The organism is Vibrio sp. RM-41-2B (assembly GCF_024744415.1).
GTDB lineage: Bacteria > Pseudomonadota > Gammaproteobacteria > Enterobacterales > Vibrionaceae > Vibrio > Vibrio diabolicus.
In genome coordinates this window covers 323,133-348,081 of the sequence record NZ_JAMQWD010000004.1, presented here as the reverse complement: position 1 = coordinate 348,081, position 24,949 = coordinate 323,133, and the positions used below count along the sequence as shown (strand labels likewise).

The 24,949-nt window shown below is 45.8% G+C and carries 27 protein-coding genes; 12 read left to right on the top strand and 15 right to left on the bottom strand.

Going from position 1 to position 24,949, the window contains the following annotated elements; all coding sequences use genetic code 11:
- Nucleotides 1-15: 15 nt before the first annotated feature.
- Nucleotides 16-498: a methylated-DNA--[protein]-cysteine S-methyltransferase gene (locus tag NB463_RS03010; protein WP_005392035.1), complete on the bottom strand. Its 483-nt coding sequence runs from the start codon at nucleotides 496-498 to the stop codon at nucleotides 16-18.
- Nucleotides 495-1,862 (bottom strand): AlkA N-terminal domain-containing protein, encoded by a 1,368-nt coding sequence (locus NB463_RS03005; protein ID WP_258430911.1) that lies wholly within the window; start codon nucleotides 1,860-1,862, stop codon nucleotides 495-497. The genes NB463_RS03010 and NB463_RS03005 overlap by 4 nt, the downstream gene beginning before the upstream one ends.
- 194 nt (nucleotides 1,863-2,056) lie before the next feature.
- Here NB463_RS03005 and NB463_RS03000 point away from each other — a divergent pair, with 194 nt between their 5' ends.
- The 3 genes from NB463_RS03000 (at nucleotide 2,057) to NB463_RS02990 (ending at nucleotide 3,736) form a co-directional block, all read left to right on the top strand.
- Nucleotides 2,057-2,260, top strand: coding sequence for a hypothetical protein (locus tag NB463_RS03000; protein ID WP_017633816.1), 204 nt, complete (start codon nucleotides 2,057-2,059; stop codon nucleotides 2,258-2,260).
- Between the two features lie 327 nt (nucleotides 2,261-2,587).
- Complete coding sequence (locus NB463_RS02995) at nucleotides 2,588-3,031, top strand: DoxX family protein (RefSeq protein ID WP_005374434.1); 444 nt, start codon at nucleotides 2,588-2,590, stop codon at nucleotides 3,029-3,031.
- Nucleotides 3,032-3,040: 9 nt separating this feature from the next.
- Nucleotides 3,041-3,736 carry a pirin family protein gene (locus tag NB463_RS02990; RefSeq protein ID WP_005392038.1) on the top strand — a complete coding sequence of 232 codons (696 nt, stop codon included), beginning with the start codon at nucleotides 3,041-3,043 and terminating at the stop codon, nucleotides 3,734-3,736.
- An 81-nt stretch (nucleotides 3,737-3,817) separates the two neighbouring features.
- On the opposite strand, the gene NB463_RS02985 is transcribed toward NB463_RS02990, so the two are convergent.
- Nucleotides 3,818-4,711 carry a LysR family transcriptional regulator gene (locus NB463_RS02985; RefSeq protein ID WP_258430912.1) on the bottom strand — a complete coding sequence of 298 codons (894 nt, stop codon included), beginning with the start codon at nucleotides 4,709-4,711 and terminating at the stop codon, nucleotides 3,818-3,820.
- A 148-nt stretch (nucleotides 4,712-4,859) separates the two neighbouring features.
- Here NB463_RS02985 and NB463_RS02980 point away from each other — a divergent pair, with 148 nt between their 5' ends.
- On the top strand, nucleotides 4,860-5,213 hold the full coding sequence (locus NB463_RS02980; protein WP_005392041.1) for a DUF413 domain-containing protein: 354 nt from the start codon (nucleotides 4,860-4,862) through the stop codon (nucleotides 5,211-5,213).
- A 154-nt stretch (nucleotides 5,214-5,367) separates the two neighbouring features.
- Here NB463_RS02980 and NB463_RS02975 read toward each other — a convergent pair whose 3' ends face one another.
- Entirely contained in the window at nucleotides 5,368-5,619 is a 252-nt protein-coding gene (locus tag NB463_RS02975) for a DUF3081 domain-containing protein (RefSeq protein WP_005392042.1), read from the bottom strand.
- A gap of 374 nt (nucleotides 5,620-5,993) precedes the next feature.
- Between NB463_RS02975 and nagB the strand changes: the two genes are divergently transcribed.
- On the top strand, nucleotides 5,994-6,794 hold the full coding sequence (nagB, locus tag NB463_RS02970) for a glucosamine-6-phosphate deaminase (protein ID WP_006740926.1): 801 nt from the start codon (nucleotides 5,994-5,996) through the stop codon (nucleotides 6,792-6,794).
- A gap of 90 nt (nucleotides 6,795-6,884) precedes the next feature.
- Here the strand turns inward: nagB and NB463_RS02965 are convergent, their stop codons facing one another.
- The gene (locus NB463_RS02965) at nucleotides 6,885-7,751 is read right to left on the bottom strand and encodes a glycerol kinase (protein ID WP_139059720.1); all 867 of its coding nucleotides are present in this window, start codon (nucleotides 7,749-7,751) and stop codon (nucleotides 6,885-6,887) included.
- 157 nt (nucleotides 7,752-7,908) lie between these two features.
- Nucleotides 7,909-9,135 (bottom strand): sodium/glutamate symporter, encoded by a 1,227-nt coding sequence (gene gltS / locus NB463_RS02960; protein WP_046875620.1) that lies wholly within the window; start codon nucleotides 9,133-9,135, stop codon nucleotides 7,909-7,911.
- Nucleotides 9,136-9,550: 415 nt separating this feature from the next.
- Here gltS (NB463_RS02960) and NB463_RS02955 point away from each other — a divergent pair, with 415 nt between their 5' ends.
- Genes NB463_RS02955 through NB463_RS02945 form a run of 3 tightly spaced genes read left to right on the top strand, consistent with a single transcriptional unit; the run spans nucleotide 9,551 to nucleotide 11,606 of the window.
- Nucleotides 9,551-9,922 (top strand): GntR family transcriptional regulator, encoded by a 372-nt coding sequence (locus tag NB463_RS02955; protein ID WP_085344466.1) that lies wholly within the window; start codon nucleotides 9,551-9,553, stop codon nucleotides 9,920-9,922.
- Nucleotides 9,919-10,776, top strand: coding sequence for an ABC transporter ATP-binding protein (locus NB463_RS02950; RefSeq protein WP_053809324.1), 858 nt, complete (start codon nucleotides 9,919-9,921; stop codon nucleotides 10,774-10,776). Before NB463_RS02955 ends, NB463_RS02950 begins: the two co-directional genes overlap by 4 nt.
- Nucleotides 10,776-11,606, top strand: coding sequence for a hypothetical protein (locus tag NB463_RS02945; protein ID WP_258430913.1), 831 nt, complete (start codon nucleotides 10,776-10,778; stop codon nucleotides 11,604-11,606). The genes NB463_RS02950 and NB463_RS02945 overlap by 1 nt, the downstream gene beginning before the upstream one ends.
- A 101-nt stretch (nucleotides 11,607-11,707) precedes the next feature.
- Here NB463_RS02945 and gltS (NB463_RS02940) read toward each other — a convergent pair whose 3' ends face one another.
- Nucleotides 11,708-12,943, bottom strand: coding sequence for a sodium/glutamate symporter (gene gltS, locus NB463_RS02940; protein ID WP_006740921.1), 1,236 nt, complete (start codon nucleotides 12,941-12,943; stop codon nucleotides 11,708-11,710).
- An 864-nt stretch (nucleotides 12,944-13,807) separates the two neighbouring features.
- Between gltS (NB463_RS02940) and NB463_RS02935 the strand changes: the two genes are divergently transcribed.
- The 4 genes from NB463_RS02935 to NB463_RS02920 all read left to right on the top strand — a co-directional run bounded on the left by NB463_RS02935 (nucleotide 13,808) and on the right by NB463_RS02920 (nucleotide 17,471).
- Nucleotides 13,808-14,602 (top strand): DUF4344 domain-containing metallopeptidase, encoded by a 795-nt coding sequence (locus tag NB463_RS02935; RefSeq protein WP_248380460.1) that lies wholly within the window; start codon nucleotides 13,808-13,810, stop codon nucleotides 14,600-14,602.
- A 24-nt stretch (nucleotides 14,603-14,626) separates the two neighbouring features.
- Nucleotides 14,627-15,013 (top strand): thiol-disulfide oxidoreductase DCC family protein, encoded by a 387-nt coding sequence (locus tag NB463_RS02930; RefSeq protein WP_258430914.1) that lies wholly within the window; start codon nucleotides 14,627-14,629, stop codon nucleotides 15,011-15,013.
- Nucleotides 15,014-15,193: 180 nt separating this feature from the next.
- The gene (locus NB463_RS02925) at nucleotides 15,194-16,855 is read left to right on the top strand and encodes a methyl-accepting chemotaxis protein (protein WP_258430915.1); all 1,662 of its coding nucleotides are present in this window, start codon (nucleotides 15,194-15,196) and stop codon (nucleotides 16,853-16,855) included.
- A gap of 121 nt (nucleotides 16,856-16,976) precedes the next feature.
- Nucleotides 16,977-17,471 (top strand): peptidylprolyl isomerase, encoded by a 495-nt coding sequence (locus tag NB463_RS02920; RefSeq protein ID WP_020195057.1) that lies wholly within the window; start codon nucleotides 16,977-16,979, stop codon nucleotides 17,469-17,471.
- A 117-nt stretch (nucleotides 17,472-17,588) separates the two neighbouring features.
- On the opposite strand, the gene NB463_RS02915 is transcribed toward NB463_RS02920, so the two are convergent.
- The 8 genes from NB463_RS02915 to NB463_RS02880 form a co-directional block, all read right to left on the bottom strand.
- Nucleotides 17,589-18,254, bottom strand: a complete 666-nt coding sequence (locus NB463_RS02915; RefSeq protein WP_258430916.1) for a DUF2268 domain-containing protein — start codon at nucleotides 18,252-18,254, stop codon at nucleotides 17,589-17,591.
- A 68-nt stretch (nucleotides 18,255-18,322) separates the two neighbouring features.
- Nucleotides 18,323-19,114 (bottom strand): LytR/AlgR family response regulator transcription factor, encoded by a 792-nt coding sequence (locus tag NB463_RS02910; RefSeq protein WP_053809536.1) that lies wholly within the window; start codon nucleotides 19,112-19,114, stop codon nucleotides 18,323-18,325.
- Between the two features lie 15 nt (nucleotides 19,115-19,129).
- A complete protein-coding gene (locus tag NB463_RS02905) occupies nucleotides 19,130-20,152 on the bottom strand; it encodes a sensor histidine kinase (protein ID WP_258430917.1) in 1,023 nt (340 codons plus the stop codon).
- Complete coding sequence (locus NB463_RS02900) at nucleotides 20,153-21,481, bottom strand: hypothetical protein (protein ID WP_258430918.1); 1,329 nt, start codon at nucleotides 21,479-21,481, stop codon at nucleotides 20,153-20,155.
- A gap of 45 nt (nucleotides 21,482-21,526) precedes the next feature.
- On the bottom strand, nucleotides 21,527-22,312 hold the full coding sequence (locus NB463_RS02895; RefSeq protein WP_258430919.1) for an outer membrane lipoprotein-sorting protein: 786 nt from the start codon (nucleotides 22,310-22,312) through the stop codon (nucleotides 21,527-21,529).
- On the bottom strand, nucleotides 22,305-23,573 hold the full coding sequence (locus tag NB463_RS02890; RefSeq protein ID WP_258430920.1) for an ABC transporter permease: 1,269 nt from the start codon (nucleotides 23,571-23,573) through the stop codon (nucleotides 22,305-22,307). Before NB463_RS02890 ends, NB463_RS02895 begins: the two co-directional genes overlap by 8 nt.
- Nucleotides 23,561-24,259, bottom strand: a complete 699-nt coding sequence (locus NB463_RS02885; RefSeq protein ID WP_258430921.1) for an ABC transporter ATP-binding protein — start codon at nucleotides 24,257-24,259, stop codon at nucleotides 23,561-23,563. The genes NB463_RS02890 and NB463_RS02885 overlap by 13 nt, the downstream gene beginning before the upstream one ends.
- Before the next feature lie 9 nt (nucleotides 24,260-24,268).
- Nucleotides 24,269-24,937 carry a hypothetical protein gene (locus NB463_RS02880; protein WP_017189795.1) on the bottom strand — a complete coding sequence of 223 codons (669 nt, stop codon included), beginning with the start codon at nucleotides 24,935-24,937 and terminating at the stop codon, nucleotides 24,269-24,271.
- Nucleotides 24,938-24,949: the final 12 nt, after the last annotated feature.

Below are 24,949 nucleotides of genomic sequence, written 5' to 3'. Positions count from 1 at the left end.
TGAGAATCGCCTCACTTAAAGCGGTGTACCTTGCTCCAACGCAAGTAAACGTTGCTTGCGCTCTACTCCACCAGCATACCCTGTCAATTTACCGCTTTTGCCAATAACGCGATGACAAGGCACCACGATAGAAATAGGATTTTTTCCGTTTGCCAACCCAACAGCGCGCACAGCTTTAGGGTTGCCAATCGCGTTGGCGAGATCTTGATAGCTCCACGTTTCGCCGTATGGAATGGTCGTTAGTGCCTGCCAAACTTGATTTTGAAAATCCGTGCCTGTAGCCGCCAAAGGCAGCTCAAATTCATTACGTAGGCCAGAAAAATATTCATTCAACTGGGTAACAGCTTGGCGCAAAATCGGGTGTTGATCGTCTCGCGCTCCCAGTTCACTCGGCTTAGTGGTGCATGTTTCAAACCAAATGCCAAGCAAGCCCTCAGTGTTAGATTGGATGGTCACCGTTCCTAATGGGCTCGGCATTTCGGTATAAAATGTTTTCATGATTGATTCCATAAGTGAAACGTCGCGTAGCTTCCCCAAGGGGCCGCAGTGTGCGTATTCAGTGATGGGTAACGCTGCATCGCCTTTTTCACTACTAAGTCTTTATCTAAAAAGCAATCGGGTTGAGATTGCCCTCGCAGTTGAGCATAACTGACTGTCCAAGGTCCAATGCCTTTCAAGGCTAGCCACTTCTGGGGGTCGGCTTCTGAGTTGTCCTGCATGAACTGGGCGAAGCGCACTAGCGTCTCTTTACGGCTTTGCGGCATGCGCAAAAAGCTCACGTCGGTATTAGCTATCGCATCTGGTGTCGGGAAAAAGCGTTTTTCTGACTCTCCACTAAGTGTGGTCACCAATAAGTTAAGTTGACCAATCGCCGCTTTAACCGACACTTGTTGGCCTAAAATCGCTCGAACTCCAGCCTCCCATGCATTCCATACACCAGGAATCCGAATACCTTTACTCGACACAAGCCCTGGTGCAACATAATCCAAATGCTGCTCAACAGTACAAATATCGGCGTCAAGATCGAACATACGACGAATGTCAGACACCAAGTTTTGCAGCTTCGTTACATCTTCAATTTCAAACGCTAGCTCTAGGTACCCTTCACCTTTGGTCGCTTTAAACCATGCTTTACTGGTATCCAGACAAACATTGCGCTGATAACTCTCATCACTCACCAGCTCAACCCCCTCAATCGCTCGTAAACGGTAGAAGTTCAGCATGTGCTGCCAATTCAATTCACCTCGATAAGGCAAGGCAATTCGATTGCTACCCATACCGTCAAACTCTTTGCGACGGACTTGAGAAGGCGTCAATTTGAGAAACTTTTGGAAAGCATCGTTAAAGCGGCGTGTACTGTTAAAACCAGACGAAAACCCCACTTCGGTGACCGACATAGAACTGGAATGAAGCAACTGTTTGGCGAACATTAATTGTTGATATTGCGCATACTGCTTGGGTGACATGCCTAGATACTGCTCAAACAACATACGTAAGTAGCGATCCGAAATCCCAACACGCTCTGCTAGCTCAGACACCGAGTGGTGATGCAGTTCCCCTCGATCAATTAACGAAATCGCTCGTTGAAAGGTCGTTTCTACGCCTTTCCATGCCCAAGAACCCGGCGCGCTATCAGGTCGACAGCGCAAACAAGGACGGTACCCCGCTTGGAGAGCTTGCGCTTTATCGGTGAAGTACTCTACATTTTCTTCTTTAGGTAAATTAGCCGGACAAATTGGGCGACAAAAGATCCCCGTTGTTTTCACTGCCACATAAAATCGCCCATCAAAACGGCTGTCTCGCGCGACTCGCGCCTTATGACACTGCTCGAAAGTCAATGAGGTATGGGGGTGAATAAACATAGTGCTTTCCTTGCTCATGCCTTTTGTCATTTATTGTTCATAGGCATCGTTCAATATAGTGTTATTGTAGCTTGCTTAAGCGCCTACCATTAGCCATTTTCGGAACTCAATATTGAGATTTATTGGCATTAGCGCTTTTGTACACTAAAGTTAGATTCAGAACATCACAACAACGTCGGCTAAAGGGAATTGGCATGGACTTACACACTTGCGTAATTGTACTAAGAAACCAAAAGGTTATTACCAGTAAATCCGTAGATCATTCAATTGGAATTATCGAACGAGACTCAGATAACGAGATCTCAGAAATTCAAATTAATGCCACGGATGGGCGTAATATTCGAACCTATCACTACAACAATGTAGAGGAGTCACTAGAGAGCTTAATGAACCTCTGACGGTTTTCTTTAACACACCTTTCTCCCTTGTTAATAGCGAAAGCAATAGAGCACAGCAACCTGTGCTCTTTTTTTTGTTTAACAGCAAAAATGTTTATCGAAAATAATGATGGAACCTGATTTAAAACACGACAAAACTGGCATAAAAAAACTCATAAAAAACACTCAAGCAACTGATTAAAAATAACAAAAATCCATTATTCAATTTTTTAGAACGAGTTTATCAAAATACTCCCGTTATTTTTATTCTCACCGCCACCTAAACTGTTCTCAACAGCACGGGAGCACACGCTTCCCACTCATTGAAAAGAGTCAGAGGACAGAATCATGAAAGCACTATTACAGAAAATTACCACATCAAACGCAGGTTACAGCGCACTATCACTTCGCGTTCCAATCGGCATTATCTTTATGGCGCACGGCGCACAAAAGCTGTTTGGCTGGTTTGGTGGCTACGGGCTAGAAGGCACTGGTCAGTGGATGGCATCTATCGGTTTAGGTCCTGGCGTGCTCATGGCGTTACTTGCGGGCAGCGCAGAGTTCTTTGGCGGCTTGTTCATTTTACTTGGTCTGCTAACTCGACCAGCAGCGGTTGCTTTGGCGTTCACGATGGTGGTAGCGATATTCTCCGTCCACTTTGAAAACGGTTTGTTCATGGCAAACAACGGTTACGAGTTTGGCTTAGCATTACTGGCAGCGAGCGTTTCTCTGGCGTTCTCTGGCGCAGGTAAAGCAGCATTAGATAACTTCTTAAACAAAAAGCTCTCTTAAGGAGGCTCTATGATTACGGTAAGACATGCAGCAGACCGAGGTCGAGCAAACTTTGGCTGGCTTGATAGCAAACATACGTTTTCTTTCGGTAGCTATTACGATCCACAACATATGGGCTTTTCTGAATTGAGAGTCATCAATGACGATGTAGTCCAACCTGGCGCAGGTTTTGATACACATGGCCATCGTGATATGGAGATTATCAGCTATGTGCTGGAAGGTGTTATCGCGCACAAAGACAGCGAAGGTAACGTGAAAACATTACCCGCAGGGGAATTCCAACTCATGTCGGCAGGGAAAGGGATTTACCACAGTGAGTACAATGCGTCGAACCGCGACACGCTGCGCTTTCTACAAATTTGGATTCAGCCAAATACATTTGGAACCAAACCAGGTTATCAGCAAAAAGACTTTGGTCGCACGCCTGGATTAACAACTATCGCGACTCCAACAGGAGAAAACGGTACGCTACTTATTAAGCAAGATGCCACATTACATCAGTTAATTCTTGAACCAAATAGCGAACTTAACTTTGAGATAGAATCGGGTAGAAACTTATTCGTTCACCAAGTAACGGGGAGCCTTAGCATAGACAATACCACCTTGACGGCGGGCGACGGCGCGAAGATCGAACAACAAAGTAAGGTTGTTTTACGCAATACATCGAACGAGAGCACAACCGCCCTGCTATTTGACTTGCCATAGCTATCGATTCATCGAGATAAAAAGAAAGCCGCCTGGATTTGCCAAGGCGGCTTTTTAATTTCTCTGACTTTTCACTCAACGCTATTCGTCGGAAGTGCCGGAACCAATTTGCTGAAAACTGTAAGCCGTCAGTGGATCGATCTCTTTGACAATTTCTTCCACTTGCTTAATCGCGTCTACCGACGAGCTAGCTTTACGATAGCTCAAATAGATAGGGCGACACCAATCTTCTACGCCAGACACCTTGTGAAGCTGCCCGTTAGCGATAAATGGCTCTACCAGAGAGATGGGTAAGTAAGCGGCACCGCCCTTCTCTAAAATAAAGTCCAATGCTATACGCGCTGTTGACGTGCGCAGATACGGAGCCGGGATCTTAGGGTGACGTTCAGAATGTTCTGATGAGAAGCGCGTTCCCCAATCCACATACACGTATTTGTTTTCAAAAACGGAGTCTAAAGAGTCTTTCTCAGTCGATACCAGAACGAGAACAACATCGGCCACTTTTTTGCAGTTAAGCTCATCAGCTTTGATTTGGTCGAACGCAAATGCCATATCTAACGTGCGCTCTAGCAAGCTGCGACTGAGCATTTCCCGCCCCATCACTTCAGCCATAAAGCCATAGCCTCCAAATGAATCCGTGACGACACTTAAACAGTTCTGCAAGTAGGCGTCCCAAATATTTGGCGTACCACCTAACGTCAATTGCAGCGCTTTGCCATCTTCAAGCGATAACTCTAGCTTCGCTTGTTGCAATGTGGTGACCATCACCTCTGCATAACTGATTAAGCGCTCACCTGCAGAGGTCAACTTTATGTTATTTCGATCACGAATAAACAATTGCGTATCGAAGTAACTTTCCAATTGTTTGATACGTGCGCTCACTGCAGCTTGGGTAATATAAAGATTCTCAGCGGCGCGTCCGAAGTGACGAACCCTTGCCAGCTCTAAAAATGTTCGAAAGACTTTTACATCCATAAACCATCTCCTGGTTAATATAAAACCAGATTAACAACTAATTAAAATCATGACGACAAAAAAGTTTTGTTTTTCTTTTGTTAGCTTTACGCCTAATTTTCGCCGTAGTTCACTACATTCATCAATAACGGTTACAGAGGCTGTTGACATGTCTGACACTGAATTCCGTCATGGCAAAAAACGTTTTTACGACAACGTAAAATTCCCACGCGGCTTTGCAAAGTCTGGCGATTTTACTCTCTCGGAAGAGGAAATCCTAACAATTTATGGGGATACTATGCTTGGCTTAGAGTCAGGCGAATTAACACCTGAAAATAGCGAAGAGAAACACTTCATCAAGGTGCTAGAAAACCCAGGCAAAGCAAAAACAAAACTTGAGCGTACGTGGCTAAAGTACACCCAACTTGCTCGTGGTCGCAAGCGCTTCCACACGCTAAATGGTCGTAATAAGCCTGACGCGACAGAAGATTACATTGAAGAGAGTTTGGTCGAAGACGATTAATAACCAAATAAACTAATGCTCGCCTTTTTCTAGCAGTAGGTAATAGGCGAAAGCTCGTTTGGTTTGACTGAGCGAGCAAAACAAGCTCATTTCTTCTCCTAAAGCCCAAGGGCGCGTTATCCCAAGGGCTTTTTTAGTATTTAGTGCTGCCAGCCTACTTTGCAAGCATCGCGATCTTTTTCAAAAAGCTCTCTTTCAAGTGCTCTTGGTCGTACTCCAATTGATAGGTATTGTGGAAGCCAACCTTTAGCTCAACACCATTCCCTCGTAAGAAAACGTTGTACCCGTCGTAATCGGAAAACGCTTCTACACCTTCATACATTTTGCCAAATTCGGTTGGTGTACCGTTGTTCATCACACATTCGTAAGCCTGTAGTACTTTGCTCGGATCTAACTCATTTTTCATACCGAATTCCTCACTGGTTTACACATTTCAATTATGGTTAAGGAATGAGCGTCGTGCCATGTCCATCCCATAATATTTGAAGTTCGTGTGCGATTTCACACTCTGTAGGTTGTTAAAAAACAAGGTTAAGTGCGAAGACAGAACTTAATTTAGATCATAAATTTTATCTATCAATTCGTCAGTTTCATAATGCAATTTCTTTGTAAAAAATCGGCTTATAAAAGCATTTAGATATAAAAACAGTCGATAAAATCAACACTGGTTAAAGAAAAAGCAAAATTTTGACCTAAAACAATAGCAGTTCGCCATTACTTATTTTATAATGCGAATTAATGTTTCGGTACATCGTAAATTCCAATAACTAGGGGCACAAAATGAGACTTATCCCGTTAACTCGAGCAGCACAAGTAGGTAAGTGGGCAGCTGCGCATATCGCTAAGCGTATCAACGACTTTAAACCTACTGCTGAGCGTCCATTCGTTCTGGGTCTACCAACTGGTGGCACTCCTCTAGCAACCTACAAAGCCCTAATCGAGCTTTACCAAGCCGGCGAAGTGAGCTTCAAAAACGTCGTGACTTTCAACATGGATGAGTACATTGGCATCCCAGCGGATCACCCAGAGTCTTACCGCTCGTTCATGTACAACAACTTCTTTAATCACATTGATATCCAAGAAGAAAACATCAACCTACTGAACGGTAACACTGACGATCACGACGCAGAATGTAAGCGTTACGAAGACAAAATTAAGTCTTACGGCAAGATCAACCTGTTCATGGGCGGCGTGGGTAACGACGGTCACATCGCGTTCAACGAGCCAGCGTCATCTCTGTCTTCTCGTACTCGTATCAAGACACTGACTGAAGACACTCGCATTGCGAACTCTCGCTTTTTTGACGGCGATATCAACCAAGTGCCTAAATACGCACTGACTATCGGTGTGGGTACACTGCTAGACGCAGAAGAAGTGATGATTCTGGTAACAGGTCATAACAAAGCTCAAGCACTTGAAGCAGCAGTAGAAGGTTGTGTAAACCACCTATGGACGGTTTCTGCACTTCAACTTCACCCTAAAGCAGTGATTGTATGTGACGAGCCAGCTCAACAAGAACTGAAAGTGAAGACAGTGAAGTACTTCTCGGAGCTAGAAGCGGAAAACATCAAAGGTTTTTAATCCATAGGATGACAGCCTAGATGCACACTAAAATACGAAACCCGTGATCAATCACGGGTTTTTTCTTATCTGAACAGCGGGCTTAAGTCGTTAATAAGCTTTAATACCAAACTGACGAAGACGCTTAGGCAGTACTTCATCTAACTTGTCTAGTTCACTCGGTTCGACTTCGATAAGGTTAAAATGATGCTGCTCATAAACAGTACGAATGGTCTCACGGTCAGCCTCAGCCATCTCCCCAGTATCACTTCCCCAAAACTGTAAATAGACTTTACCGCCTGGCAAATAAAAATCACTGGTGACATCTTGGTCAATCGGCAGCTGACGTTCATAAGCGTGCACCACACCAGCCAAGTACAGCCAGTTGTCGATGAGCAACTCTCCCTTAGAGCGCACGTAATGCCCATCTAATGTTCGGTGTTTGGCTTCAAACTTTTGGCGAAAGCTTGAGTACGATTTATCCGTGGAGTGTGACTCCGCATCTTGCCCTAAAAATTCAATGACAGACTGCTTAAGACGCTTATTACGCAGCACCACATCGTGCCATACGACAAAGGTATTTTGTGTCTCTTTATCGGTTCTTTGCTGGCCACCAGCGCGTATACCGGCTTCAGTGACACTCCAACCTTCTTCAGATTTGGCGATCCACCCCAACTCACTCAACAGTTGGTTCATGCGCTTCGCATTCAGTTTCAGCTTTTCACCCAGCTGCGTGGCGCTTAATGTTTTCCCTGAGCTGGAAGTCAGCTCAATATGTAAATTGGTCGGCCAGACGATGAACTGGCCAAATTTAGGGTGATCCACATACTCGCCGCCAAACTTGGCGCCTTCTTCCGTCAGAATCCATTTTTCGTCTTGGCGAACAATGTAGCCAGCACGTTTGAGATCGGCAAACAACAGCTTGGCTTCAACCTTACGCATTTTCGCTAATGCCGACGTCGATATTTTTTCAGACATGTGGGTACCTCATGCTGCTGTAAAACTGAACACTATGTCATCATAGTAACGTATTGATTTCACGGCTTGAAGTCAGAGAAACAAGATTTCGTTTTACAAATAACAAAGCCAATCTCAAGGGACTGGCTTTGTTATGTTAAGTTGAAAGAAGCGGGGGCTATTTAATAAAAGCAATACAGCCTTGCAAAATCACTAAGTTCACAATGTCGATGAAGAATGCACCGACAATTGGTACTACCATAAATGCTTGTGGTGATGGACCATAACGACTCACGATAGAGCCCATATTCATGACCGCAGTCGGTGTGGCACCTAAACCGAAACCACAGTGTCCACTGGCGATCACCGCGGCATCGTAATTACTGCCCATCATGCGGAATGTTATGTAATAAGTGAACACCGCGAGTACGGCCGACTGAATAGCAAGAATAATAAGGAACGGGATCGCAAGATCAAAGATATTCCACAATTTCAAGCTCATCAGAGCCATGGCAAGGAACAGCGATAGCGAAACCGTACCAAGAATATCAACGGTTTCTAAATCAACCTTGCGCACCTTGGTCACTTCCATGATGTTGGTGATGACAACACCAATAAACAGCGCATAAACAAAATCTGGGATCATCAACCACTTGATGCCAAAACTGCTCACCCAACTCTCCAGATAGCTCGCGCCTGTCACGCAAAGCAAAATAATGGATAAGCTTTCTACAACTCTTTTCGCCGTGACACGATCTTCTTCATGTTCGTTATAGGTCACCAATTCAGGGAAACTCTGATGGCTTTGGTTGGTGCGTCCGTATTCCGATTCTAAGTTGTGCTTGTTGAGTAACTTTTGCGCGACAGGGCTGCCAATAATCCCGCCCATGACCAAGCCAAACGTAGCAGAAGCCATCGCCACTTCTAGGACATTGTGCAAACCATACATTTCTTGAAAAGTTTGCGACCACGCCGCACCAGTTCCATGTCCGCCAGAAAGCGTAATAGAGCCGGCGATCAACCCCATGAGTGGATCTAACCCCAATGCGGTTGCTAAGGATACGCCGACCGCATTTTGGATAAGAATGTAGACCGATGCCACAACAAGGAAGATGAAAACCTTCGCACCGCCTTTAATAAGTTGGGTGTAATTCGCGGCTAAGCCAACCGTCGCAAAAAACATCAGCATAAAGGTGTTTTGCAGTGGCAAATCAAATGATACATCCACACCATTTAAGTGCATCGTCGTGATCACGCAAGCCACGACTAGACCACCAACAATTGGCTCTGGGATATTGAATTTCTTTAAGGTTGGTAATTTGGTGTTAATGAACTGCCCTAAAAATAACACGCAAATTGCGACGAGAAACGACTCTTGTGGGCCGATAGATATTACCTGATTCATGAGACCTCTTTACTCTCCTCTTTCTCATTCATTGAGCAAGCGCTCAACGTGAGATAGGTGCCTAAGTCAATCAGATTGCCTCTCGAACCTTTTGTTTTCTAGGGTGTATTTGCCACAAATTCTCATCAAGTAAGAAATGGATGCACCCAAAATCCCACTGATTATCATTATATGAGAATACCAATACCAATCTGGTGGTAAATACCTTGATTGGATTAGAAAAATAACACTTCTCAACTTATGAGAAGTGTCTAATTTATGTTCACAATAAAGTCTTCAAAATAGCTATCACATAGGTAGATATTTAGGGAAAGCGAAGGCTGGAACATACGCTTAATTTTAAATTATTACTTTCTCTCCGGCACACTAGGTGTTATACCTATATATAACACCATTTCAGCCAAGAGATTCACTCATGACCAATTGGCATGATCGCCAACCGATTTTTCGACAGTTGGCTGACCAGATCACTCAACAAATACTGCAAGGTATCTGGCAAGAAGGCGATGCTCTGCCCTCCGTTCGTAGCATCTCTGCGGATATGAAAATTAACCACCTCACCGTCATGAAAGGCTATCAATTGCTTGTTGATGAGGGGTTAGTGGAGAAAAAGCGCGGTCAAGGTATGTTTGTCGCTTCAGGGGCAAAGCTCAAATTGCTCGCAGACGAGAAGGCACGTTTTCTTCAACAACAAATTCCGCAGATAGCCGGCACAATACAGCGTCTGGATATGTCACTCGACGAATTCATTCAACAACTAAAACCACACTTGAAAGGTGACCAATGAGCGCATTAGTCAGTGTAAACAATGTCTCCAAGCAATATCAGCAACAAGGAGAAGCACTGCATGAAGTGAGTTTCGACCTACATGCAGGACAAGTACTTGGCTTACTCGGCCATAATGGCGCAGGTAAATCAACGCTTATTAATGCCCTACTCGGCGCACATGAATATCAAGGCACTGTTCGTATCAACGGATTTGAACCCATTATGCAACGCGACAAAATAATGCAGAGCTTGTCCTACATCTCGGATGTGAACGTTCTGCCAGATTGGATGACTGTCGCTCAACTGCTTAACTATACCGAAGGCGTGCATCCAGGGTTCAATCGCGCTCAAGCAGATACGCTGCTTCGTCAAACGGACATCAAACCTCGTGCGCGCATCAAATCTTTATCCAAAGGGATGAAGGTGCAATTGCACCTTGCGATTGTAATCGCGACTAACACCCAAATCCTCATATTGGATGAACCGACACTCGGGTTAGATCTCGTGTATCGTGATACGTTTTATCGTCACTTATTGGAATGGTTTCACGACGGCGAGCGCGTGTTGATCATCGCCAGTCATGAAGTATCAGAGATTGAGCACTTGCTGACAGATGTGCTGATTCTTAAGCATGGTCGCCCCGTTCTGCAAACCTCGATGGACAGTATCAGTGAAGACTATTTCATTCTTGAAGCCAACGACGAGCACCGCACACAAATTGAAGCGATGAACCCACTGTCGTCACAAAAAGGCCTCGGTTCAACGAAATGGTTACTCAAAGCCCAGTATGCCCAACAAGCAGAAACAATGGGGGCCATCCATGGGGTGAAGTTAGCGGATCTATTTTTAGCATTGCAGAAGGAGGCAGCGTAATGCGTTCAGTTGTCGCGATGTTGCAAAAAGAGTGGTTAGAAAACCCTCTTGTTTTACGTATTCCACTGTTTGTGTTGGCATGTGGACTTATCCTCTTTGTCAGTTTAATGAGTAACGACACTCTACAACACAATATGTTTTTTCAAATGAGCTTTGGTGGTGATGTCAGTGACATTCATAAAGAGCTTGGTGACGATGTAAACATGTTGATCACCGGCGGGGCGGGACTGCTGTCTATCTTGTTAGTCATTCAATACTTCCCGAGAACACTGCGCAAAGAGCGCGCAGAGGGCAGTATTATGTTTTGGCGCAGTATGCCGGTCAGCGACATAAAAACTCACTTAGTGAAGCTAGGGTTTGGCTTATTGGTGATTCCGCTTGTTTGCTCGGCGCTTGTGCTCGCAGCAGATTTGATGTTGTGGTTGCTGAACATCTCTACCGATCACCAATTGGCTTTATTGTACCGCCAAGCCTCGTTAGGTTACGTGCTGCTGCATTGGGGAGAGTTTTTAATCAGAATGTTGTTCGCCGGTATTCTACTGTTACCGCTGGCATTAACCGCAATGGCTATTTCTCAGAAAGTGAACTCACCACTGGTCATTTTGTTTATCGCCATTTATGCGCTGCGCTGGATGCCAATCGCACTATTTGGCTATTACGGCCTAGATCAGTTCTTCTCCGAAGTGCTTTACCTTCCACTGCACGCCATTGTTGCACCAAGCCCATTTAATGCAATTCCTCAAGCGGGTTGGTTAAACGTTGGCATTTACGCTTTCGTCGGCGTTCTTGGTTGGACAGCTAGTCTCAAGTTCAGCCGAACCATTCAATAATCCGTCGTTCGATAAACGGCCAAAATCGAGCCATAAAAAAACGGTCACAACCTGTGTTGTGACCGTTTTTATTTCGACCTCAGGAGATCATGAACTTAAATTTAACCAAGGAATGAAATGTAACCTTGTAAAATGATTAAGTTAACGATGTCGATAAAGAAAGCCCCCACAATTGGCACCACCATAAATGCCTGCGGCGACGGGCCAAATCGGTTAACGATAGAGCCCATGTTCATCACGGCTGTTGGGGTTGCCCCCAAGCCAAAACCACAGTGACCACCCGCAATAACCGCAGCGTCGTAATTGCGTCCCATCACTTTGAACGTCACGTAGTAAGTGAAGATAGCTAAGACCACAGACTGCACAGCCAAAATGACCAAGAATGGAATCGCTAAGTCAAAGATATTCCATAACTTCAAGCTCATTAATGCCATCGCCAAGAACAATGACAAAGAAACGGTACCGAGCATATCGACGGTTTCTGCGTCTAACTTACGAAGCTTGGTCACCTCTAAGAAGTTCGTGATGATCACACCAATGAACAGCGCATATACAAAGTCTGGAATCATCAACCATGAGATTTCATACGTGCTAACCCATTGCTCAACATACTTCGCCCCAGTAACACAGATCAGTAGGAAGAAGAGTTTCTCCACCACTTTTTTCGCCGTTACTTTATCTTCTTCATATTCGTTGTAGGTCACCAACTCAGGGAATTTTTCGTGAGTTTTGGCATCTCGACCACCACGACCATACTCCGATTCAATGCTGTTTTTTTCTACGAGGCGCTGTGCCACTGGGCTACCAATGATACCGCCGATGATCAAACCAAAAGTGGCTGATGCCATCGCAATTTCCAAAACGTTATCCAATCCATACACGTCTTGGAAGGTTTGTGACCACGCAGCACCTGTACCATGGCCACCAGACAGAGTAATCGAGCCAGCAATTAACCCCATCAAAGGATCTAAACCGAGCGCCGCCGCGAGTGAAACGCCAACGCCGTTTTGTATGATGATGTAAAACGATGCGACAGCTAAGAAGATAAAAACCTTCGCACCTCCTTTCATCAACTGAGTGTAATTTGCGGCCAAACCAACCGTCGCAAAAAACATTAACATAAACGTATTTTGTAACGGCAAATCGAACTCCAAGTCGATGCCGTTGAAATGAAGAGCAGTAATCATGCAGGCCACAATAAGGCCACCTACAATCGGCTCAGGTATGTTGAACTTCTTTAAAATCGGTAGCTTAGCATTAATAAAATGCCCCAGGAAAAGCACACTGATTGCGACCAAGAAGGACTCCAGTGCACCTACAGATATTAAATGATTCATATCGCCTCTTATTATTGTTCTCTTCATCCTCCGTAATGATCGAGTGTTAATTTAACCTTCATTCAATAGCAAATGTTCTCGCTTTACTGTTTCGAAAATACTCAAAAGTTGGTGTAGATGCGCCTTAGGCTAGTTTAAGGGACGCTCCTTTAGCGATGTGTCAGTTTTCCGCTGTTAGCAAGCCCTTAAATGTGAAAGGAGCCGATATAGCTCCTTCAAATGCCCCCTCGCAATACCTGTGCGTGACTGCTTGGGGTATAGTGTTGTGAGTAAATTCTGGGTGACACTTTCTGAACCACGTTGGGCTCCCTTACTTAAACAGAATGTGTCAATTACTATCAAACAAAGTTCCTTCCCGTTGTAACCTCTAAACGCCGAGATCGCGTTCAAAACAATTGGGTTTGCTTGTTCCTGTCGTAGTTTTTCAACTCTGGCTCATGGTGTGTAAACGAGCCGAATCCAAGGAAACTCTCAAGCTGCAACAAACGTTTTCGTCACAACGGAGCCGGATTATAACATATTGCTGATAATTTTCTTCAATTCAGTGACATTCACCAATCCCATGGTTTCATTCCATAATGATTAACTGCTGAATAGCATTTTTACAGACAAAAGAGCAAAGCCAATTCAACTTGGCCTCACCAAAAAATAAACCTTAAAAGCCAATCACTTATCTATCGTCTCCTGAGTAAACGTGTTTTGATCGGCTTTCTGGAGGGCCCAGCAACCAAAATGTACGGTGTTGTCATGGTAGTCTTTCGAGGCTAACTACCCGATTCTGGGTGATAAAAACAATCCCAATTATGCATCACACAAAAACATGTATAATTTTTATGTAAGTTATTCAAATAACAAGAGCCCTACATGAAAATTCATTCGCTTTTCCCTGTGCTATTACTCTGTGCCATCTCATCTGCCACTGCAGCGGAAAATATCCGTATTGAATATTCTCCCGTGGAAACAACCCATGAAAACATCGCCCTGCAATCTATCCAAAACAGCGATGTAAACCCAATTTTTCTTGAGCTATCTCAGATCCACTTTCCTTTTCGCAAACCACTCACACTGGTTTACGGCGGAGAAGATGGCCCAATGTACGATCCCGATACGCACACGATACACATTCCTTACACTTTTTATTTGGAATCACTCAATTACTTCTCCAATAACCAGTATGAAGAACGCCTTGGAAAATCCCCAAAAACAGGGGCGTTAGATACGTTATTACACACCTTGCTGCATGAAGCCGGGCATGCTTACATCGAAGATCAAAACATCCCTGTTCTCGGAAAAGAAGAAGATGCCGTCGATAATTTTGCCACGATCTTAATGATTGACTTCCTAGAAGATGGCGCAGAGATGGCCATTAGCGCCGCCGACATGTTCGCATTTGAGTCCGATGACAGACCGGACTACTACGACTTCGGTGAGTACATTGATGAGCACAGTTTTGATTTGCAACGCTACTTCTCTACCTTATGTTTGGTGTACGGCAGTGATCCGGAACAGTACAAGTCGCTTCTCGATGAAGTTGAAAAAGACTACCTACGTGATCGCAAAGACTTTTGCCAATACAACTACGAGAACATACGCGCGAATTGGAACCACTACCTGCAACATAATGAACCAAAAGAAAAATCGCCACGTAGAATTCAGTAAGACAAATCAAGTAAGACGATCGCAATGACAAAACTCACCATATTTTATGACGGAACTTGCCCACTGTGCGCCAAAGAAATGCACGCACTTAAGCGACGAGATGTAAAACAAGCGATAAAAATTGTCGATATCTACAGCGATGAATTTTCTGATTACCCACAGATAGACGCGCAAAAAGCCAATACTATTTTGCATGCGCTGAATGACAACAATGAACTGATACTTGGTCTTGATGTGACTCACCGAGCATGGCAGTTTGTCGGACGAGGTTGGCTATATGCTCCACTACGTTGGCCATTACTCAAGCCAATTGCAGACTGGGTTTACCTGCGCTTTGCCAACAATAGGTATCGTGTCTCATACTGGCTTACTGGTAGCTCCCGCTGCAACTCGGGCCAATGCTCTCGCTAATTGTGATCCTGCTTAAAAATGTGAGTCTCTCTCGTCCACGATCACCAACTTCCTGTACTTCTCACCCGCCAACTCGGTTAATCTGCAATCAGTACAAAAATAATTATTAACACTTTTATTTGGTAAAGCTATTGAAGTTTACCAGTTTGTAACGCTGCGCCGAGACGTAAGGAAGTACCTATGAATCTAACGATAAGAAAGCGACTTTATATTCTTTCCATCATTCCCGTGTTAACGATTGCTTTGGGTATGATGTGGTTTACCTACCTCCAAACCAGTACCTACAACCAACAACAAATCAATCATACGCACACGACGATGATGGCGATGAAGAAAGCGGAACTGAAAAACTATGTGCAGATGGCTCATTCCGCACTCAAACCGTTATTGGATCGTAATGCCTCATTGCAAGAAGCTATTCCAGTGCTCAAAGAGCTAGAGTTCGGCCAATCAGGTTATATTTTTGCGTACGACTCAAAAGGCGTGCGTGTTGTTGTCGGAAAAAACAATAAAGGGGTTGGAGAAAACTTCTATAACCTGCAAGACAAAAAAGGCAACTACCTGATCCAAGACCTGTTGAAAAACGCCAAAACGGGTGACTTCACAACCTACTACTTCCCTAAGTTAGGGCAAACCGAAGCATTACCTAAACTCAGCTACTCCATGTTCATTCCCAAGTGGGATATTATGATTGGCACAGGTTTTTATACTGATGATATCGATGCGATCATTACAGAGATGGAAAACACAGCAAACGATGAGCTAAACAATACCTTAGCCGCTATTGCTATGTTTTGTGTCTCTATTGCCGTTGTCGTGGCCATTTTTGCCGTACTCGTCAACCGTAGCATTATGCGCCCTATCGAACAGTTTGACAGCTCAATCCAATCTTTCGCGCAAGGTGACGCCGACTTAACCGCGCGTATGGAAGAATCTAGCGTGCCAGAATTTAAGCAGCTCGCGCATAACTTCAATATCTTCGTTGAAAGCTTGCAAGGAATTATTAAGAGCGTCAGCCATGTCGGACAAGAGGTAGTATCAGAAACTAACAACATGTCTCAACGCGCCTCACAAGTGGATGAGTTGGCTTCTGGTCAACGTGAGGAAACGGAACAAGTCGCGACCGCAATGACAGAAATGACGGCCACCGCTCACGAGATCTCTGGCAACGCAAACCAAGCCGCCGATTCCGCTAAAAACGCCGATGACAACGCACAACAAGCGAAGCATATCGTGGACTCCGCCGCTAACTCCGTTGAAGCGCTAGCGAATGAGGTCTCTGAAGCAAGCACTGTAATTTCACGTCTAGAGAGTGACGTGCAGAACATTTCATCCTCACTTGAAGTCATCCAAGATATTGCTGAACAAACCAACTTGCTTGCGCTAAATGCCGCCATTGAAGCGGCACGAGCGGGCGACCAAGGACGCGGATTCGCAGTTGTCGCGGATGAAGTGCGTAAGCTTGCAAGCCGCACTCAGGACAGCACAGGTGACATTCACAAGATGATCGATCAACTTAAAGCAGGATCGGATGCCGCAGTAAAAGCGATGGAATCTAGCCAAGCACGTGGCGAAGCGACAGTAGAAGAAGCACGTGCTGCATCGATTGCGCTGCAAGATATTCAAGCAGCGATTGCGAATATCATGGACATGAACACGCTGATCGCTACCGCGACCGAAGAGCAAAGCCAAGTTGGACAAGAGATTTCACAACGCATCGAAGTCATTTCTCAGCAAAGTAGTCAATCGGCGCACCTTGCCAATCAAAATCGCTCGGGCAGCCAAAACCTCAATCACAAAGCCAACGAGCTGTACGACTTGGTGGGACGCTTCACGGTTTAACTTCCTTAACCATACTTAATAGTAGAAACAGCGATGCCAAAACGTCGCTGTTTTTATTTCTACTATCCTCAAGCGACTTAGCTATAATGCCGCCAAAATAGCACCCACAGGGGCAAACAAGATGATTATTATGACCACCAATTTCGGTGATATCGAGATTGAACTGAACCTAGAACGAGCGCCAGTTAGCTCAAAGAACTTTAAAAAATACTGTGAAGATGGCTTCTACAACGGCACCATTTTCCACCGCGTTATCGACGGCTTTATGATCCAAGGTGGCGGTCACACCGAAGACATGGCAGAAAAGCCAACGCGTGCCCCGATCGCGAACGAAGCAAACCGAGGTCTAAAGAACCTTGTTGGCACTATCGCAATGGCGCGTACCGATGCACCGCACTCTGCAACGGCACAGTTCTTCATTAACTTGGAAGACAACGATTTCCTAGACCACACCGCAACCACCAACTTGGGCTGGGGCTACGCGGTGTTTGGCAAAGTGACTGCGGGTATGGATGTCGTAAATCGCATCGCGAAAGTGAAAACGACCTCTAAGCTTGGTCACGATGATGTACCATGCGATCCAATCATTATTGAGAAAGTGACAATCAGCGAATAAGCACATTCGCCTCTTCGGAGAAATCGTCGCTATAAAACGAAGAATGCGCCTAATGTCTGATGACTTAGGCGCTTTTTGTTTTTATGACTCAGCCTATGAGTTTGGCTTGTGCCGGAGTTATTGATAGAAAAGCTCGGCTTTTGCTCCGACTAAATCAAGCTCAGAGCCTTGAAAGTCCACCAGATATTCAGCGACAAGGTTGTACCCAACCCAATACCCCATGTATTTCGGCCAGCGACTTTCATCACTGCCAAGAAAGTAAGCGTCGAAGTTGTAATCTAAGCTGGTCAACTTGTCTTTCATCTCAGCATAGAAAGGGCGCCAATCTTGATCTTTGATTTGCTCAAACAAGCTCGGTGTGATGCCGCCATTCACCTTACGTTCGAAATGACAAGCTAACCCTTCCATAATCAGTACATCACCAAGCGCAGCGCCATTCTCTCCCGCTCGCATACGGAACAGGTGATGCAACTCATGCGCTAACACCGCAGCCAGTTCTCTCTCAATAACATTTTTAATATCAGCACGTTGCGTATCAAGCAGAATCTCTACACGATAGGCGCTTAAGCAATAGCCACCAATCCCCGTCTGCGGTACGTCATTGCGATCAAACGGGCTAACGGTCAGGTCAACGTTACGTAAATCGAGGTTACTTAAATCGAGGTTACTTAAATCAAAGTAACTAGAAAGCTGTGAGCTCAGATCATTAAGTTTCTGATGTAAATACTCAGCGAGTGGAGACAACTCTCCCGTTGCATTTAAGAGAGTGACGCGATAACTCATTTATCTTCCTTGATAATGTGGGTTAAGAGCAGCGAGTTTACAGTGTAAAGAGTGAACAGTTCTAGCGATTACATCCCTTTAAACAAACTTTGAGATGCACGGCTCACGGGGAGCTTGTTTTCTCCAACGTGAACAAACATTCTGCCTGCAAAGTCTTTGTTTACCTTGCTAATTTTGCACACTTGCACCACGCTTGAACGGTGCACTTGCCAGAACTGTTCTGGGTTAAGCTGCCCTATCAACTCTTTCAACGATGTGCGAATCAAATACTCCTGCACTTTACCTTGTCCTTGTTGGGCATACACAGAAACGTATTTTTCTTCCGCTTTGAAATACAGCACATCAGACGTGGCGATCAGATGAATATCTTCCCCTTGCGTTGCTTTGATCCACTGAAGATATTGCGGCGTTTGTGGCGCGGATAATTGTTGTAACTGTTCTAACAGGCTGTTCATCTGCACATTGCTGCTTTCTTGCTCTCGCTTAGCAAGGCGTGCTTTCACTCTTTCACACGTCGTCAGGAGGCGCTCATCCGAGATAGGCTTGAGCAAATAATCGGCGGCATTTTGTTCAAAGGCTTTGATGGCGTAATCATCGTACGCGGTAACAAACACAATCAAAGGTGGATTGGCGAGTTGATTGAGTTTTTGCGCTAGTGTCATGCCATCCAGAACTGGCATACGAATATCAAGAAACGCAATGTCAGGTTGGTTTTTCTCAATGGCTTGCAACGCTTGTTCACCATCTGCGACTTTGGCTATCACCTCTAGCTCTGGCCACACTTCAGCTAGGCTTTTATCAAGATGACGCCTCAATAGCGGTTCATCATCGGCAATAATGGCAGTAAACCCTGTATTCATTCCTTTCTTCCTTGCTTACGATTCCATTGGCCAGGTCAAGCGAACACAAACGCCACCCTGAGCAGACTCACTGATAGAAATCTCTCCTTGCCCTGCGAACAAAGCTTCAACTCGCTGCTTGAGATTACTCAAACCCACGCCGGAGCCCATGTGCCCACTAACATGATTTAAGCCAACACCATTGTCTCTGACTTCAATCTGCAAGTTCTGTTGTTCGCGCTTGATGAGTAAACTGAGTTCGCCGCCTTCTCGCTTTGGCTCAATACCGTGAACAATGGCATTCTCCACCAAAGGTTGCAACATCATCGGTGGCAGTTCTGTTGTTCCTAAACCGTCTTCTACTTCAATTTTGTAGCTTAGACGTCCATCCAGACGTATCTTCTGAATACTCAAGTAGGCTTCAATTAAGGTAATTTCATTCTCAATCGTGGTGTGCTCTTCACGTGAGATTTTTAGCGTCGCACGTAATAGTGCGGTAAGTTGATCCAACATCTGCTTGGCCTTATCAACGTCCTGGGACATCAACGCGCTGATATTTGCCAAGGTATTAAATAGGAAATGTGGTTCAATCTGGCTTTGCATCTGCTTAAGCTGACTTAGCAACAGTGCACGTTCCTGCTCTGCCTTTTCACACTTGATACTCTCTAATTCACGCTGAGCAATCGCTTCTTTCTCTCGTGCGTGGAAATAAAAGTAACACATGCCGCTGAATAACAAGCCCATCAGCAACACTGGCAGCATGCCCGAAATGCCGAAGTATTCACCGAGCCAAAACTGCGCATTAATGACGCCAAACAACAAACAGGCGGTCAATGACAAAGCAATTTCTAGTCTACGAGGGATGCTAGGAAACAACTTGTCGACTAACCAAGAGAAGAACAAGGCGGAGTAACCAAAACCAAAGCTCACCAATACATGCACATAGTAAGGACCACCCCAAACAGACAATGTCATTACCGAGATAAACAAACAGAATAAAGTCGTGACAACCACACTGCGTAGCCATCCACTTTCTACCATTAACTTAGCTGAATACATTTAGAATTTCCCTTTGATGTTAAATACAATCATATGCTTATCATTGATTTGTGCGTAAGCAGATTGGTCGTCTCCGGTTAAAAAGCGTGCGGCAACTTCCACTTCTACACTTTGATCGCCAGTATCAATCCATTGGTAGTTAAGCCACTGCGTGACAATCACACCGCCATCTTGCGGCGACAGCATCACATCCAACGTAGGGGTTACATCACTTAGCCAGCCCATATCCGCTTTGCCATTCCATGCAGCCCATGCTTCCACATCCCAACTCCAGTGCAGCATTACGTTATGCTGAACGATATTGGCATGCTGAAACCCTTGAGCGTAACTTGTTGCAAGTAGAGACGTTTGGGGATTAAGGGGTTGAGAGAGAAATTCACCCCGTTCTATTGCTTGTTGCCATTCGCTTTTCGACCATGCTCGGCTGTCGTACCAATATTCCGCAATCACGTTGTGTCCGGCTTGGTTTGCCCAATTCACACCAACTAAGGCTTGGAATGCGCTGCCATGCTCCTCAACTGAAACGGGTTGGTAAAGATCGTCTTGCTGAAACTGATAGCCGACACTTTGCTTTTGCCACAGAATGGAACCGTGCATGGCAATGGATTCATCCCACACCGCAATGGCACTGGCGCCAAGCAAACCTAGGCGCACATCATCGTAATAACCAATAAGTTGATACTCGGTGTCACCCACCAGCGCATAACGACGAATACCAATACCTTGTTGCTCTGCGGCTTGATCAAGTGCACTTTGGTCTTGTTGTCCCCAGCTTGAATCCGTCGCAATGACGGTCCACTCGCCGGCCATATCGTAGTGTGAAAGTGAAAACACACCCGCACCTTCTTCTGCGACTAAGCCAACCGGGTTTTGTCGATAAGGCTTAAACAGATCCAAAGGTCGGTAGCCATAACCCACGCCCCAATCCACGCGCAACTTACCCAAACTCACATCAAGAGTGGTATCACCGACTTGCCACTCCCCTTGCCAAGCCAGCTCTCTAATCAGCAGTTGGTTATCAGCTTCACTCCACCAGTCACTCTTTCCTTGTTGATTGAGGTACAAACCTTGGCTATACAGAGCGAACAAACCACTGAAGTTCTGATAATTCACCTGCACATCCAACAGTGCATTAAGTGAATCACGAGAACTGCCCTGCGCCTGCATAAATGCGCTGTCACGCTGCTTGGTAGTTTCGTAACTGACAGCCCAATCCCATTCAAAACTCAGCTCATCATTGGCAAAAACTGGGGCTGCTGTGCCCACACACAACGACGCAGCAATCAACAAACTGGTGCTTTTGTTAAGGTTAGGCTGGTGCGGTTTCATGTGACTTCCTTGCTCGTTTTTATGGTTCTATTTACGAAGCTCAGACTAAAGCTGAGTCGTGTTGGCTTTTGGCAAATAACTTGGGTTGTAGAACTTGTTGTCCAGCTGCCAAGGTACGATTTCTTGATACTCGATAACGGTCTTTTTGCTCGGCTGAATGCTATCAAGCAAGGTCATCTCACTGACGTAGTCTTCACCGTTGTCGCTTGCACGTCCGTATTGCGCTTGCTTGGCGAGTTTGCCAGAGCGCAAGTAAAGATCGGCTTTGATTGGAAACGCATCTTGCTCAGACAACCACAAGTCGATCTTCTGATAGCTCGCCCCTTTGGTTTTCGCGGTTAAAGCAAGGTGATAAGCCGCGACACTTTCTCCGTTCACCGAAACGGTTTCTGTCGCTTTCCATTCACCTTGATAATCTTGGCTCCACGTCAGGGTTGAGATGTCGCCGATAGACGCTTCCCCAAGCAGCTTTTGCATTGGCGTAATGCGAATCGGACGGCGGCTTTTTGGCATTTGCAGCCAGTAGTTGTCTCCCATCATCAGCATCTTTTGCCCAGCTTCGACTGCTGATTTGAACACCACCAGCGATTCACGATTTGGACGCGTGTACACGTGGTAAAGGCGGGTTTTATCTAACTCTTGGTCTTGATATAAGCGCACCAGTGACACCACTTTGGAGGAATCATCTTGTAAGCGGTAGCTGTCCGCTTTTTCAATCAATTGCGCGACTTGTTGTGCATCTAGCGCTGTTTCATTCGCACTGGCATTCATGCTTGCAATGCCGCTTACCATCAACAGTGAAATTGGTAATAGTGATTTGAAATTAAACATAAATCAGTGCCTCCGTAATTGGCTTGTTCACCCCTTTGCGTGCCGAGAAAAACGCCGCAACCAAACAAATCATCAATACTGCGAATCCTGCGACCGCCACCAACTCCCAAGAGAAGTAAATCGTCAATGGGTAACCTTCGGTGCGTCCTGGCGGTGGCGGCATTTGCACATCCACGACCATCAGTAAGACGGTGACTAACGCAGTAAACAAAGCGCCGATTAAGCTGCCAATCACCGCAAGTAACCCTGCTTCGCGCAAGAACCCAGCAATGATTTCGCGAGGGTAGCTACCAAGAGCTGACAAGGTGCCGATTTCACGTGTGCGCTCGGTGACCGACATGGTCATGGTGTTGAACAGCGCGACAAAGACCACCAACGCCATTACTGCACCCATGATGCCGAAGATACGGTCGTACAAATCTTTCACTTTGAGATAGAAGAACGCGCGCTCTTGCCAAGGCGTAATCTCAATATCTTGGTCGCCAAAGTTCTGCTTTTGCTTGCTCAGGACCGAAGCCACTTGTTGCTCGACTTGGTTAGTTAAACTGGTATCGAACAGGAAGACTGATAACGCACTGACTTTGTCTGAACCGAGCAGCGATTGCGCGCTGTTGATGTGCACGTACAGCTGGCGTTTATCAAGCTCAGGTACGCCTGTTGAATAGATGCCACGAACTTTGAAGTCATACGCGTTCAATGCGCCGTCGGTAGTGGTCGCCAGCAAGGTAATCCAATCGCCAACGTGCACGCTTAAGTTGTTCGCCAAATCAACGCCAAGCATCACTTCTGGCTCTGCTGGGTCATAACGCGATGCATGAATGTTGGAAAGTATTTGCCCGTCGCGCACGTCCAAAAACGGTCCTTTCATATCGAATTCGCGTTCGTTCACGCCAATGCCGATAAAGATCGAGGACTTGTTGCCGTTGGAAATCAAACCGCTGAACTCAACTCGTGGCTGCACGCCTCGCACTTCATTCAAGCCAATCAATTGCTTGGTGATGTCGTCCGCATGAGTTAAACCGTTACTCAGTGGCATCTCTTCTTCTTTGGCAAAGTAACCCGGCGTGGTTAACGTCAGATGCCCCGTGTCGCGCGCTGTCGACTCTTTCAAACTGTCGTAGGTATACAGACCAAAACCACCCGCACTGGTTAATGCAAACACGGCAATGGCAACGATCAGCATCGACAACAAACTACGGCGGCGATTGCGCTGCAGGTTCAACCAAGCAAGGCGAACCGAAACAGGAATTAGCTTGCCCATGAAACCTCCTCCACACTTGCGTGCGTTTGGGTGGTTTTGCCATCCACCAATTCAATGGTTCGATCGCAGCGAGATGCCATACGAGGGTCGTGAGTGGCGACGATAAAAGTGGTACCAAGCTCGTGTCCGAGCCCTTTCATAATGTCGATGACCTTGTTGGCAGTTTGGCTATCAAGACTTGCGGTTGGCTCATCAGCAATCACCAACGCCGGTTTGTGCACTAAGGCGCGCGCAATTGCCACGCGTTGTTGCTGACCGCCTGATAGGTTATCTGGCATGTGATGAATAAACTCGCCCAAGCCAACGTGTTCTAACATTTGTGTAGCGAGCTCGGTTTGTTCTGCTTTTGAAAAGCCGTTGAGGTGTAACGGATACGCCACGTTCTCCAACGCCGTCATCACAGGCACAAGATTGAATTTTTGGAACACAAAACCAAGCTTTTCACGACGCATTTTAGCCGCCTGCATTTGTCCGATTGGGTATGGGCTGCCTGCAAATGTCACCTGACCTTGGTATTGAGTATCCAGCATGCCAAGCACGTTAAGTAAGGTGCTTTTGCCTGAGCCAGACGGTCCACACAATGCCACCATTTCGCCGGTAAATACTTCACCAGACACATCTCGCAATGCACGCACCGTTTGGCTGCCAAGGGCGTAATCGCGACTAAGTTGATTAAAAACGATCATGACGCCTCCCTAATACTTCGCTAGCAGCGCTTTCGCGGTTTGCGTTTCTAGATTGCTGTCGCCCAACTGCTCCATTTGCGCTAACCATGTTTTGGCTTGTTGAACGTCTTCAGCGCGCAGTGCCGCTTCAATGGCGTAGCGATAAATCCAAGACGTTGCCGCAAAAGGTTGCTGACTAAAACTCGGTTCATCGAGCAGAGAAAGGTACAGCTCGTAGCCACGCTCAAAGTGATTGAACATGTCAGGTAGAGAAGTAAAGGTGGTGGCTGCCATGGCGGTGGCTAGTTGGTATTCCGGCAAGCCTTGTAAACGTTGTTGCTCTTGAAGTGGTACTGGCTGATTCGCCATTAAATCCAAACCCTTTTGGATTGTGGCAAGACCGCGCTCGGTGAACTTCATCTTGTTCCAAGGCATAAACGCCTCACGACCTTGCAACGTCTCAGCACTGCCTAAATACACCAAGGTCACCGGCGTTGCGCCCTGCTCTTCGAGTTGTTTGGATAGTTCGCCGTAAACGGTATCAACCAAACCAGAATCACCCTGCGCTGCTTGGTTGAACTGACTGAGTGTGCGCTCGCTTGGGTTAGCCAGAGCCAAATTGCTGCTGAGTGCAAATGCGGCGATAAATGTACTTGCCAGTTTAAGAGCTTTGATTGAGCGAGATTGAGAAACCATCATGTACTGTCCTTA